The sequence below is a fragment of the Clostridium tunisiense TJ genome, from assembly GCF_000300195.1.
GTDB classification, from domain to species: Bacteria; Bacillota; Clostridia; order Clostridiales; family Clostridiaceae; genus Clostridium_J; species Clostridium_J tunisiense.
Genome location: NZ_AMQH01000009.1, coordinates 80,190 through 93,218, shown reverse-complemented (window position 1 = coordinate 93,218; position 13,029 = coordinate 80,190). Strand labels below are relative to the sequence as shown.

11 protein-coding genes are annotated in these 13,029 nt (G+C 32.1%); 7 read left to right on the top strand and 4 right to left on the bottom strand.

Annotated features, from left to right (window positions below; translation table 11 throughout):
- Nucleotides 1–111: 111 nt before the first annotated feature.
- The 5 genes from C661_RS0108300 to C661_RS0108280 all read left to right on the top strand — a co-directional run bounded on the left by C661_RS0108300 (nt 112) and on the right by C661_RS0108280 (nt 6,500).
- A complete protein-coding gene (locus C661_RS0108300) occupies nt 112–654 on the top strand; it encodes a GNAT family N-acetyltransferase (protein ID WP_017414848.1) in 543 nt (180 codons plus the stop codon).
- Between the two features lie 215 nt (nt 655–869).
- On the top strand, nt 870–1,652 hold the full coding sequence (locus C661_RS0108295) for a DUF975 family protein (protein WP_017414847.1): 783 nt from the start codon (nt 870–872) through the stop codon (nt 1,650–1,652).
- 203 nt (nt 1,653–1,855) lie between these two features.
- A complete protein-coding gene (locus tag C661_RS0108290) occupies nt 1,856–3,736 on the top strand; it encodes a S8 family peptidase (RefSeq protein ID WP_017414846.1) in 1,881 nt (626 codons plus the stop codon).
- 602 nt (nt 3,737–4,338) lie between these two features.
- Entirely contained in the window at nt 4,339–5,895 is a 1,557-nt protein-coding gene (locus tag C661_RS0108285) for an ABC-F family ATP-binding cassette domain-containing protein (RefSeq protein WP_017414845.1), read from the top strand.
- A 200-nt stretch (nt 5,896–6,095) separates the two neighbouring features.
- Nucleotides 6,096–6,500: a VOC family protein gene (locus tag C661_RS0108280; protein ID WP_017414844.1), complete on the top strand. Its 405-nt coding sequence runs from the start codon at nt 6,096–6,098 to the stop codon at nt 6,498–6,500.
- Between the two features lie 83 nt (nt 6,501–6,583).
- Here the strand turns inward: C661_RS0108280 and C661_RS0108275 are convergent, their stop codons facing one another.
- The 4 genes from C661_RS0108275 to C661_RS0108260 all read right to left on the bottom strand — a co-directional run bounded on the left by C661_RS0108275 (nt 6,584) and on the right by C661_RS0108260 (nt 11,271).
- Entirely contained in the window at nt 6,584–7,207 is a 624-nt protein-coding gene (locus C661_RS0108275) for a class I SAM-dependent methyltransferase (RefSeq protein ID WP_017414843.1), read from the bottom strand.
- Nucleotides 7,208–7,300: 93 nt separating this feature from the next.
- The gene (locus C661_RS0108270; RefSeq protein ID WP_017414842.1) at nt 7,301–9,124 is read right to left on the bottom strand and encodes an ABC transporter ATP-binding protein; all 1,824 of its coding nucleotides are present in this window, start codon (nt 9,122–9,124) and stop codon (nt 7,301–7,303) included.
- A complete protein-coding gene (locus C661_RS0108265; protein WP_017414841.1) occupies nt 9,117–10,847 on the bottom strand; it encodes an ABC transporter ATP-binding protein in 1,731 nt (576 codons plus the stop codon). The genes C661_RS0108270 and C661_RS0108265 overlap by 8 nt, the downstream gene beginning before the upstream one ends.
- Nucleotides 10,840–11,271, bottom strand: coding sequence for a MarR family winged helix-turn-helix transcriptional regulator (locus C661_RS0108260; protein WP_017414840.1), 432 nt, complete (start codon nt 11,269–11,271; stop codon nt 10,840–10,842). Before C661_RS0108260 ends, C661_RS0108265 begins: the two co-directional genes overlap by 8 nt.
- A 314-nt stretch (nt 11,272–11,585) precedes the next feature.
- Here C661_RS0108260 and C661_RS0108255 point away from each other — a divergent pair, with 314 nt between their 5' ends.
- Nucleotides 11,586–11,906: a PadR family transcriptional regulator gene (locus C661_RS0108255; protein ID WP_017414839.1), complete on the top strand. Its 321-nt coding sequence runs from the start codon at nt 11,586–11,588 to the stop codon at nt 11,904–11,906.
- 16 nt (nt 11,907–11,922) lie between these two features.
- Entirely contained in the window at nt 11,923–12,654 is a 732-nt protein-coding gene (locus C661_RS0108250; RefSeq protein WP_017414838.1) for a DUF2812 domain-containing protein, read from the top strand.
- Nucleotides 12,655–13,029 lie beyond the last annotated feature (375 nt).

Sequence of the window (13,029 nt, the reverse complement as noted above, 5' to 3'; positions counted from 1 at the left end):
AGGGGAAGTAAAGATTACTTTATGAGATATTTATAATTAAGGAAGTATTGTTCAAACTAGCAGTGGAGTGAGGTGTTTTTAACCATAGCTAAGAAAGGGGTGGATAGGTTTATGAAAACATTAGAAACTAATAGACTGATTTTAAGGCAGTGGAAATTAGAAGACTTAGAGGATTTTTATGAATATGCAAAAGATCCTGAAGTTGGGCCAAGTGCAGGATGGAAGCCTCATGAAAATAAGGACTTCACATTAACCATACTTAAAAGCTTCATTGAAAAAAAAGAAGTGTGGGCCATAGTAGATAAGGAAAGTGGAAAGGTAATTGGTTCCTTAGGAAGCCACGATGACTCAAAGCGAAGAGGGGTAAATAGCAAAATGATAGGTTATGTACTATCAAAGAATTGCTGGGGCAAAGGTCTTATGGTGGAAGCAGTAAAAAGAGTTCTTAAGTATTTATTTACTGAAACAGAAGTTAAAGTGGTTTCTTGCTATCACTATCCTTTTAATTCACGATCTAAAAGAGTCATTGAAAAAAGTGGATTTAAGTTTGAAGGGATTTTAAGAAAGGCAAGTACTCATTTCAGTGGAGAAGTATATGATGACTATTGTTACTCTATTCTAAAAGAGGAATTCCAAGATTCAGAGCTAGAATAAATAGAGAAGTTCCATATAACAAAATTAAAGTTTGATAATATAGGGTGAAGTAATGTATTTTGAGGAAATGCAATGGTATTTCAATTAAAATATAATATATTTTAAGAATTTTTCTATGTTTTTTTGAATATTAATATTAGTGGTATTTGTAACGATAAAGAAGTATATAGACTTTAAATAGTTTGTATATACATAAAAATATGGGGAGGATTATGATGTGGACTAGAGCAGAATTAAAAGATAGGGCAAAGTCAGTTTTGAAGATTTCCTATTGGAAGGCTTTCTTAGTCAGCTTGATTATTGCTATTGTTGCTGGTGGTGATAGCAGCTATAATATGAGAGCAAACTTTAAGAGGCCATTTCGTAGGAATGAGTTTAATGAATTTACAAACTTTAATGGCGACTTTAACTTTAATACGGATTTTAACAGTGATGTAATGGTTGTAATTGCTATTATTTTAATTGTTGTACTTATTATTTTCTTAATTGTAGCAGCTTTTAGAATTTTTCTTGGAGCTCCACTGGAAGTTGGGGGAAGACGTTACTTTGTTGAAAGTGCTCAGAATAGAGCTGATATGAACAATATAGGGTTTGCCTTTAACAGAGGAAGATATAAAGGAATAGTGTTAACCATGTTGTGGAAGGATTTTCTTAACTTTTTATGGTTTTTACTACTTATCATCCCAGGAATTGTAAAAGCCTACGCTTATAGCATGGTGCCATATATTTTAGCTGATAACCCTAATATAGGTTATAAGCGTGCAGTAGAGTTAAGTGTGCAAATGACTGATGGTGAAAAGTTTAATATATTTGTATTGGGTCTTTCATTTTTAGGTTGGTATCTATTAGGTGCCTTAGCCTTTGGACTTGGTGGTTTATTTGTTAATCCATATAAAAATGCTACAGAAGCAGAGTTATATTTAGTGTTAAAAGAAAATGCAATAAATAAAGGGCTTTGCACCTATAATGAACTTACTTCAAATGATATGTTAATATAAATTAAAATACTACTCATGGAAAAGGTAATAAACTTTTTCTGTGAGTGGTATTTTTTATATAAATAGAATCCTGTTACTTAAACCTTTAATTAGCACTGTTTTGGCAAGTTGAACAAAAGAGCAGCAATTGTCATAACATATATAAGACATATTTTTTTACTATCTAAGAGTAAATTAAGGGGAAAAAGAGGTGGGGTAAGGGTATGGGAGGTTATGATAGTGTTTCTTCTACTACATTTTATAGAGAAGCAGTTAATGAAAGCCCTCCTTCAGTAAATCAAGGAGAGAATTTATATTTCAGTGAGGATTACGAGACATATTTTATTGAATATGTTGGTGATTTTGAAAGAAAAGTTAATGCTATAAATTATGCTCGTGTTTTTCCGATAAATGCTTTTTTTGCTGTTCTCTTTGTAAAGGAGGGAAGATTGAGTGAACTTCTGAGAGAGTTTCCTGAAATAACAAATACAGAAAGGAGCTTCCCGTATACGTTGTTAAGTTTGGAGGACAGTAATGAAGCACCTAACTTAACAGCCATAAGCAAAGGAAATATTCCTTTAGATGGATCAGGAGTTGTGGTTGGAATAATAGGAAAAGGAATAGATTATTTAAATCCAAGATTTATGAATGAAGACGGAAGTACAAGAATTATATCTATTTGGGATCAAAGTATAAGTACTGGGCCTATTCCTGAAAACTTTTTTCATGGTACTGAATATACAAGGGAAGAAATAAATAGAGCAATACAAGCACAGCGTATGGGGCAAAATCCCTATGATATAGTAAATCATAAGGATGAAAATGGATATAGTACTGCTATAGCTAACATAATTGGCGGGAGAAAACAAAATGAGAACGATTCAATAGTTAGTATTGCACCAAAGTGTGAGTTTATTGTAATAAAACTTAAAGAGTCAAGGATGGTAAATAAGGCACATTGGGGACTAGAAGATTATGATGGCCTTGTTTTTGATAGTGTTGATATAGCTGCTTCAGGAAGGTATTTAAATCAAATGCAACAAAAGGTAAATAAACCCTTAGTTATGTTCTTATCTATAGGGACTAATCTGGGGGCTCACGATGGAAGTACTCTAGGGGAACGGTATGTTGACTTCTTTGCACAAGGAAGGACATTTTCAGTGGTGACTAGTACTGGAAATCAGGGAGGAAGTCCAATATGTCTTAAGCTGACTCTTTCAGATGATGAGCTAGAAAAGGAAGTATCAATAAATGTAGATGAGAATCAAAAAAATATATTTTTTTCAATCTATTACTCTATACCAGATAAGGTTTCCATTGGAATTACATCACCTACAGGAGAAACTATTACTAGAGTTCCCATTGAACCCATTAATGGAGAAGAAGTAACAGTTAATCTAGGAGAAACTTCAATTTTTGTTCATTATTTTTTAGAAGGAAGAATAACAGGAACACAAGAGTTTAATTTTGTAATGAAAAATGTCATAGGTGGAGTGTGGAAAGTAAAGATAAGAAAACGATACTCAATACATGGTACAGTAAATATATGGATGCAGCAAAAAGAATTTTCTGTAGGAAGTACAGGGCTTCAAGAATTCACTCCTTATACAACCCTAATGACACCTGGGACTTCCAACAACATAATAGTTGCTTCTTCTTATGATGAAGCTGAAAATAGGATAATGGAGGATTCGGGTAGAGGTTTCACAGCAGATAACAGAATAATTCCAGCAGTAGCCTTGTCAGCTAAAAATGTCCTGTCTATAGGACTGGGAAATAAACCAAAGGTAGTTACGGGGTCAGCAGTATCGGGAGCAATTTTAACTGGGGCAGTGGCTCTTTTATATCAATGGGGCATAGTAGAAAGAAATGATTTAAGCCTCTATGCAGCAAAAATAAAAAGTTATCTCATTCAAGGTACCCTAAGAGAACAGGGAAAAGCCTACCCTAATGAAGAAGTGGGCTTTGGAGTTTTAAATATTGAAAAAATGTATCAAGGGTTGTTAATGAGCAGTACGAGAAGCAGTATTTGGAATGGTGAGGAAAAATCACCTCTTTATATTAGTATTCCATGGGACATCTACAAGAAATTAAAAAAGGCGTAACCAAGTATTCCTTGAAGTTATACTTAAAGAGGAATTTAGAGCATAGATTAAAATCTATGCTTTTTAGCCGTAAAGCCTCCTAGGGATTATTACCCCCCAGGGGGGCTTTAGTTTCTAAACAAATACATTTTTCAAAGTACTCTTTACTATTTCAAAGATATGGGTGCAAAAATATGGTCTTTGTGTATTACCAAAACTTCTAATTTAGTTCATTATAAATAAGAAAATAAAGGGAATTAAAATAAGCATAACAAAACCTAAAAAAGTGAGGAGGTAAGGAGAAATATAATACATAAAATTTCTAATAGAAAAAAGTCCTATGATAAAGTATAATATTATTGTTTTGATTTTTTAATACAAGCTAATTTTACAATTAGAAAATCTTAAAATTAGATTTTTAAAATTTCACTATTGGAATTATGAGAAAATAGTTTAAATTTAATAGTTAGAATTAAGGTTAGTTATATAAAAATTTTTTATAGCAGTTAAGTATAATTCTGCTTATATAGGAACACAACTCAATTTATCTAAGGCCTTTAAAGCTAAACATATCAAAGCTTTACCTTAGAAATCAACAAAGAAAGAAGATAGGGGGATAACCAATGAGTATTTTAACAGTTAAGAACATAAGCCATGGCTTTGGAGATAGAGCAATATTTGAAGATGTTTCATTTAGATTATTAAAGGGAGAGCACGTTGGACTAATTGGAGCTAACGGAGAAGGTAAGTCTACCTTCATGAACATTATCACGAGTAAGCTTATGCCAGATGAAGGTCAAGTAATTTGGTCAAATAATGTGAGAGTAGGCTACATGGATCAGCATGCTGTTCTTGAAAAAGGTGCTACTATTAGAGACGTTTTAAGAGGTGCTTTCCAGTATTTATTTGATGCTGAAGCAGAAATGAATGAGCTTTATGGAAAAATGGGAGAGGTAACTCCAGAAGAACTTGAGAAAATGCTTGAGAGAACAGCAATAATTCAAGATATGCTTGATCATAATGGTTTTTATGTTATTGATGCAAAGATTGAAGAAACAGCTAAAGGCTTAGGCATTTTAGATGTAGGATTAGATAGAGATGTTACAGACTTAAGTGGAGGACAAAGAACTAAAGTTTTACTTGCAAAACTTCTTCTTGAAACTCCTGATATATTACTTCTAGATGAGCCTACAAACTATTTAGATGAGGCTCACATTGAGTGGCTTAAGAGATTCCTAAATGCTTATGAAAATGCTTTTATACTAATATCACACGATATTCCTTTCTTAAATTCAGTAATTAACCTAATATATCATGTAGAAAATAGACAGCTTACAAGATATGTTGGAAACTATGAAGAATTTGAAAGAATATATGAAGTTAAGAAAAAACAGCTAGAAATTGCCTATGATAGACAACAAGCAGAAATTGCAAGACTTGAGGACTTCGTTGCTAGAAACAAAGCTAACGTTGCAACAGCTAACATGGCTAAGTCTAGACAAAAGAAGCTAGATAAAATAGATAGAATAGAGCTTTCAAAAGAAAAGCCAAAACCAACCTTTAACTTTAAGCCAGCAAGAGCTTCAGGAAAGATGATATTTGAAACTAAGGATTTAGTTATAGGATATGATAGTCCACTTACAAAACCTCTTAACCTTTACATGGAAAGAGGTCAAAAGATTGCCCTTGTAGGTTCAAATGGTCTTGGAAAAACTACACTTCTTAAGAGTTTAATGGGTCAAATAAAACCAATAAGCGGAGAAGTAGAACTTGGAGATTACCAACATATTGGATACTTCGAGCAAGAAAGCAGAGAAGGAAACAATAACACTTGTATTGATGAATTCTGGAAAGAGTTCCCTGGATATACTCAATACGAAGTTCGTGCAGCTTTAGCTAAATGTGGTCTTACTACTAAGCATATTGAAAGTATGGTAATGGTGCTTTCAGGAGGAGAAGCTGCAAAAGTTAGACTTGCAAAACTTATAAACAATGAAACAAACATTCTAATCCTTGACGAGCCTACTAACCACCTAGACGTAGATGCTAAGGATGAACTAAAAAGAGCATTAAAAGAATATAAAGGTTCAATACTAATCGTTTGCCACGAACCAGAATTCTATAGAGATGTAGTAACTGAAGTGTGGAACTGTGAGGATTGGACAACTAAAATAGTATAACAATGCCATAAGCCGGTTATATATGACTGAGGTTAGTAAATAATAATGTAAAAGTAGCAGCAATATCAACGAGTATTACTGCTACTTTTTATTTACATTGGTAAATTGTATTTGCAATGTCTTTGAAGTATAATGCTAGGGTGCATTTACAATAAATATGCAAAATATTTATCTATTAATTTATTTTAGGAGGGATTATTATGAGCATAAGGATGATGCATCATGTTTGTATCCAAACTGAAAAATATAATGAATCACTTGAATTTTACACTGAAATTTTGGGATTTGAATTAGTTTCAGAAACACCAAATTTTCATAACCGAGCATTTAATACCTGGTTAAGGCTAGGAGAATTTATGATTGAGTTGCAAACTGGTAAAAAAGAAGAGAAATTAAATAGCTGGAGTTCATCCAATGAAGGAATAGTGCATATGTGTTTTTTAGTGGATAATGTTCAAGAAGAATTTGATAGAATAAGAAAATTAGGATGCAACAGCTTCAAGGTGAAAAATGGAGAAATAGTGTATAAAGTTGAAGACGGGTATCTATTTAAAATTAAAGCACCAGAAGGTACAGAAATTGAGATAAGAGATTTACTGATATAATTAATAAAATATCATAAGTATTGAAAAAACAGCAGCAATATTAATAAGTATTGCTGCTGTTTTTTATTCAACTATCTTTAATGTTATTTTTTACATTTTATAAAAGTAAAGGTCATTGGAGGCTTATCATCTTTATGGCCGTCCTGCTCATCAACTTCTGAAACTTCTACTAATCCATACTTTCCAAACTCTTGTTTAACTGAGTCAGCATCATAAAAAAACAGTTTTACTCCATAGGTGGTCTCAAAGTAATCTTTGGCTAGTTGTGTACCTTTTCCGTACATTGGAGCTTTTTTTGAAACCGCTGTGAATACCATGTACCCATTTGGTTTTAGCTGATTATAGCAATCTTTTATTAATTTACTTCTTTCATCTTCATTTAATAAGTGGATAAGCCCATAACAGAATATGCCATCATAAAGTTTGTCATCAATAGGCATATCTGTTACTGAACCATGATAAATTTTAGCTTCAAGTCCATTTTGTTCTGCCAAATCAATGGCCGTTTTTGATATCTCAATACCTGTTACATTCATTCCATTATCAGAAAAGATCTTTGCGTTTCTTCCATAACCAATGCCAGGTATTAATATATCTTTAGCCTTTTCCTTAAGAAAAAGGTCCTTTGCTAAGATAGCTGAGTGTGAAGGCTCAAGACCCCACATCATTTGTTTTTCTATAAAACTTGCTTCCCAAAATTCAGTCATATATATTTCTCCTTTAAGTTTATTTACATTAAGTAGTACAAAAATTTCCACTAGTATATAGAGTTTTACTTTGAATATAGGTGTAGTTACTCTCTAAGCTAAACCTGTTCTAAACTGACTATTATATAAATCTGCATAGAAACCATCTTTTTCAATAAGAACATGATGAGTTCCGGTTTCAACAATTTTTCCATCCATTAGAACTATTATCTTATTAGCATTTTTAATAGTGCTCAATCTATGAGCTATAACAAAAGTAGTTTTCCTCTTCATTAGATTCAGCAGAGCCTTTTGAATTTCCATCTCTGTACGAGTGTCGATGGAAGAGGTGGCTTCATCTAATATTAATATAGAAGACTTAGCTAGACTTGCTCTTGCAATAGCTAAAAGCTGTCTTTGGCCATGAGATAAATCATTACCATTGTCTGATAAGACGGTGTTGTATCCGTTAGGCAGCTGCATAATAAAATTATGAGCATTTGCTAGCTTTGCTGCTTCTATAACCTGTTCATCACTTGCTGTAATATTTCCATATCTTATGTTTTCCATAACTGTTTCTGAAAATAGGAAAGTATCTTGTAGTACCATGGATACGTTTCGTCGTAGGCTTTCCTTTTTAATAGTATTTATATCTTTACCATCAATAGATATTCTTCCACTATCCATGTCATAGAAGTTAGTTAATAAGTTTATTATGGTGGTTTTACCAGAACCAGTAGGGCCTACCACCGCGACTAGACTGCCTTTTTCAGCCTCTAAGCTCAAGTTTTTTAAGATTTTTTTATCCTTAGTGTAAGAGAAGTTTACTTTCTCAAATTTAACATTACCTTCAAGAGACTTAATGTCTTCAGCATTTAAAGCATCTTTTTCCTTGTCCTCATCTATAATGTCAAAAACTCTTTCCCCACCTGCTAGAGCACTTTGTATAGTATTGAACAGGTTCAGTATTTCATTGATTGGTCTAGTAAAGCTTCTCATATAAATAATAAAGGTTAGAATGATTCCTACAGTTAAACCATCCTTGCCAGAGATAGCTAGGTATCCACCAAAGACTGCAACTATAAGATAGGATAGGTTATTTATAAAGTTATTTACTGGTCCCATAAATCCAGAAAAGCCTTGAGCAAAAATTGCACTATTAGTTAACCTCTTATTTATCTCGGCAAATTGCTCCTTTACTCTTTCCTCTTCTGAAAATAAAATTACAGTTTTTTGTGCTGAAATTATTTCTTCAATATAGCCATTAAGATTACCTAGCTCCCTTTGTTGTTTTACAAAGAAAGGTTGAGTTTTTGCTACAAGAACCTTTGTAATAATCAGCATAAGTGGAGTAGTAACGAGGGTAATCACAGTAAGAGAAGGGCTTAGTATAAGCATAGCAATAAGCATTCCTACTATATTTATAATCCCAGAGAAAAATTGAGTTACACTTTGGGATAGGGTCATACTAATATTGTCTACGTCATTAGTTAACCTACTCATAATATCTCCACTAGAATGAGTATCAAAATATTTCAAAGGAAGACTTTGAATGCTTACAAATAAATCCTTTCTAATATTTGAAGAGGTAAGTTGAGAGATATAAACCATTAATCTATTTTGAAAGAAGGTAGCTGCAATGTTTACCAGGTATATGATACCTAAAACCAAACAAATATAGGCAAGACCAGTTAAATCTTTATTTTGAATATATTTGTCTATAGCATAGCCATTAATCCTTGTTCCCACAATGGAAGTTATGGTTACTATGAAAGAAAGGGTAAAGGTAATAGCTAAGGCCCACTTTTTACCGCCTAAATATCGAAGAATTCTCCACATAGTTCCTACAGGATCCTTTAGTTTTTCTTTTTTTCTATTGAATCTACTGCTGTGGTCAACTCCAGGTCTTTGTATTGAAAATTCCTTTTGACTAGCCAATTTTCTTCACATCCTCTCCTAGTTGTGAAATAGCTATACTTCTATAAATTTCATTGTTATTCATTAAATAGTCATGAGAACCAATGGCACTTATTTCACCATTATCAATTACAATGATTTTATCTGCATCCATAACTCCTGAAATCCTTTGAGCAATAACAATCATGGTCTTATCCTTAAGTCTTTTCTTTATGGAGTTTTGAAGTCTTGCTTCTGTTGCCATGTCTAGTGCACTAGTTGAATCATCCATGATGAAGATTTTACTATTTTTTATGAGAGCTCTAGCTATGCAAATACGCTGTTTTTGGCCACCAGAAAGATTGTGACCTCTTTGCTCAATATTACTTTGAAAATCCTTTTCTTTCTTCATTATAAAGTCATAAGCTTCTGCATCCTTGGAAGTTTCAATGAGCATATTTTCATCAGCTGATAAGTTACCAAACTTTATGTTATCCTCTATGGTTCCAGAGAAGATAGTATTTTCCTGAGAAACTAGACTTATATTTTCTCTAAGTTGAGTTAGATTTATATCTTTTATATTCATTCCACCTATTAGCACTTCCCCCTCTGTAACGTCATATAACCTTGCAATGAGGCTTACTAAAGTGCTTTTACCAGAACCTGTGCTTCCGATTATACCAACCTTTTCCCCTTGGTTAATATTAAAATTTATGTTCTTTAGTACGTATTCACTGGTCTCGTTATACTTAAAGGAAACATTTTTAAATTCTATTTCATAGTTATCAAAGTTTTTAGCTTGTTTCTTGTTTTCAATAGAGGGAACCATGGAAAATACTTTGTTGATTCTATCTGCAGAGGCCTTTGCCCGAGAATAGTTGATTACTATGGTTATTAAGGCTATAAGAGAATTCATGGTTTGAGTAATATAATTTATAAAAGCCATTATAATTCCCACTTGAAGAAGGTCCTTACTCACCATAATGCCCCCAAACCAAATAACAGCTATTACAGTAAGGTTCATTACAAAAGACACTATTGGCCAGAGAATCATATTTACATTTTGTGCTTTAATGTTTGCGTTTTTTAACTCTTCATTAGCTCTGTTAAACCTATGAAGTTGTTTATCTATAATATTGAATACCTTTATTACCTTTACTCCCAAGATATTTTCTCTCATAACTAGATTTATGTTATCAAGTTTGCTTTGAAGTAATAGAAAAAGGGGGTAGGAATATTTTAGTATAAAAATTATAGCAAGAATTATTATAGGTAAGGCTATTAAGTATATGGTTGCAAGTTTTGGACTGAGGTAGTAGGACATTATAATACTACCTATACAAAGAAAGGGTGCTCTAACCATTATTCTTAAGGCAGTGAGCATCATGTTTTGAACTTGTGTTACATCATTAGTTAACATTGTAATTAGTGAGGAAGTTTTTAAGGCATCAATTTCATGGAAGGATAGGGTTTGAATTTTATTAAATAACCCTTGTCTTAAATTCTGGCCTAGTTTCATGGTAGCGATAGACGCAAAAAAGGAGCAGCCACTGCCACCTATTAATCCAAGAAAAGCAGCTAAAAGCATTTTGCCTCCTATAGATAAAATATAGGGTGTGTTGCTACCAGCTACACCAACATCTATTATTTGAGACATAAAAGTTGGCTGCATTAAATCCATGGAAACCTCTAAGAGCATCATTAAAGGTGCAATAATTGCACATAGGATTGCACTACCTTTTAAAAATCTTAATAGCCTAATCATTATTATTTTCCTTTCCATCTAAATTACTTTGAATTCTATCTAATAATTCAATAGCCTGAAGCCTTTCTTCTTCTGAAAAACCCTTAAAACAAAGGTCATCTATATTATTAAATATCACTCCAACCTGCTTTTGAGCTTTTACTCCCTTATCAGTTAAAAAGACGTTTAAAATTCTTCGGTTTTCGCTATTTTGGCTTCTATAAATAAGACCTGCTTTTTCCATGTTAGAAAGTACACTAGTTACAGTTGCAGGTTTAATCCTACAATTGTCAGCAATATCCTTTTGAATGCATCCATTATTCTTCGCAAGAAAGCTCAGTATTTTAGGCTGTCCCTCTGTTAAATCAATCTTAGCAAACTCCCTGAAAGCAAGCTTTCTATGAGTTTTTGATAGTTTTATAATTGCTTTATGTAATTCTTTCATAAGTACCTCCGAATATAATATTTAATACTTAGACATCAAATAGTTAAGTATCTAATAGTTAGATATCTAACTTAATTTTACCACAGTTTTTTTTCAGTTGTAAAGACTTCCAGGGTAAAAATTTTTTCTGCAAAAGCCAGGAAGCAATTTTCGGTGGCTACAAACTAGAAAGACTAATAAAAAAAGATTTATAAAAAAATCTTCACTTATAATAATAAGACAAGTATGTAAGTAATTGACACGTATATCATTTAATGATATATTATATTTAAGGATATATCATTAAATGATATAAAAAGATTAAGGAGAATTTTATGCCAAGAAAAGATTCAATTGATATTGGGGAATTAACAGATTCAGCTTTTTACATTTTATCTAGTGTTATTGATGAAAAGCATGGCTATCTAATTATGAAAACTATTGAGAAGTTTACCAACAATGAAGTTGTCATTGGACCAGCATCACTTTACACCACGCTAAAAAAACTTTTAGCAGCGGAGTTAGTGGAGTTAAGTGCTGACACTGATGAAAGTAAAAAAGTATACAAAATTACAGATAAGGGTAGAGAAATGCTGAAAAAAGAAATTGAGAGAAAAAAGCAAATGGTTAAATTTGCAGAGAATTTTTTAGGGTAGAAAAGGGGGTATTTTTATGAAGAATAAGTATGTAATGATTGGAGGACTTGCCTTCAGCGAAGAGAGCGATTTAGAAAAGCTTAGAAAATATGCAAGAGAAGGCTGGATACTAGATAAAATAGTAGGGGGATTTTTCTATAAACTAAGAAAAGCTGAGCCTCAAAATATAGTGTACAGTTTAGATTATCAAAATGAGGCAAATGAAGAGTATTTTGCTATTTTCAAGGAAGCAGGCTGGACTCCTGTGGTTTCTGTAGAAAATCAAATGTATATTTTCTCAGCACAAGAAGGTACTAAGCCTATTTACAGTGATAGCAAAACCGAAATAGATAAGTATATAAAAATGAAAAACCAAATGAAAAAGGGATCAATTGTATTTTCCATAATAGGCCTAGTATTAATAGCTTTATTAGTCCTTTCTTTTGTGTTTATAAGACCTATATCTATAATTTTCCAGCTATTGTTAGTAATTGATTTTGTTATATTTATTTTTAGCTTCATGCCTTATATAGCCTATAGTTCTAGAATTAAGCAAATGAAAAAGTATGGAAAATGTAATAGTGAATTAATAAGCAGCAAAACCATGTGTAAGATATACCTATTTTCAGGGCTTGGAATATTAGTTGTAGGAATAGCAGATTTACAAGATAAACAAGGCTGGGGAGGGTTTTGGCTGATTTTAGGTATAGTGTATGTTAGTTTAGGCATAAGAGAATATATGAAATACAAAAGGTCTTTAAAAATATAAATATAAGAGAAATTTTATTTTGAAGTCATTGTAGAGATTACTATGAAAAATAGCGGTAATAGCAATAGCTATGTATGTAATAGGCATTAGTTAAATAATCTGTGACAGAAGTTTAAAGGAGGATATCGAATTAAATTGATATCCTCTTTTTTAAACTTTAAGTATAAGTTGAAGCCGTTGATATATATGAACAAATAATAAACTTTTTATAATGTGAAACATTTTGATCTAGTAAATTGTCTAATTGTTATAGGGAGGTAAAAGTTTGGAAAATATTGAAAATGAAAGATAAATTTAAATAATGATTATGGCGCTTATCTAATAATGGTAGATAGGCTTATTAGTGTATATTTTATGCTTTTTATTTCAAGACTT

Excerpts from the sequence above, each read along its gene's own strand:
- C661_RS0108300 (WP_017414848.1), top strand. The coding sequence starts at position 112 with ATGAAAACATTAGAAACTAATAGACTGATTTTAAGGCAGTGGAAATTA.
- C661_RS0108295 (WP_017414847.1), top strand. The coding sequence starts at position 870 with ATGTGGACTAGAGCAGAATTAAAAGATAGGGCAAAGTCAGTTTTGAAG.
- C661_RS0108290 (WP_017414846.1), top strand. The coding sequence starts at position 1,856 with ATGGGAGGTTATGATAGTGTTTCTTCTACTACATTTTATAGAGAAGCA.
- C661_RS0108285 (WP_017414845.1), top strand. The coding sequence starts at position 4,339 with ATGAGTATTTTAACAGTTAAGAACATAAGCCATGGCTTTGGAGATAGA.
- C661_RS0108280 (WP_017414844.1), top strand. The coding sequence starts at position 6,096 with ATGAGCATAAGGATGATGCATCATGTTTGTATCCAAACTGAAAAATAT.
- C661_RS0108275 (WP_017414843.1), bottom strand. The coding sequence starts at position 7,207 with ATGACTGAATTTTGGGAAGCAAGTTTTATAGAAAAACAAATGATGTGG.
- C661_RS0108265 (WP_017414841.1), bottom strand. The coding sequence starts at position 10,847 with ATGATTAGGCTATTAAGATTTTTAAAAGGTAGTGCAATCCTATGTGCA.
- C661_RS0108260 (WP_017414840.1), bottom strand. The coding sequence starts at position 11,271 with ATGAAAGAATTACATAAAGCAATTATAAAACTATCAAAAACTCATAGA.
- C661_RS0108255 (WP_017414839.1), top strand. The coding sequence starts at position 11,586 with ATGCCAAGAAAAGATTCAATTGATATTGGGGAATTAACAGATTCAGCT.
- C661_RS0108250 (WP_017414838.1), top strand. The coding sequence starts at position 11,923 with ATGAAGAATAAGTATGTAATGATTGGAGGACTTGCCTTCAGCGAAGAG.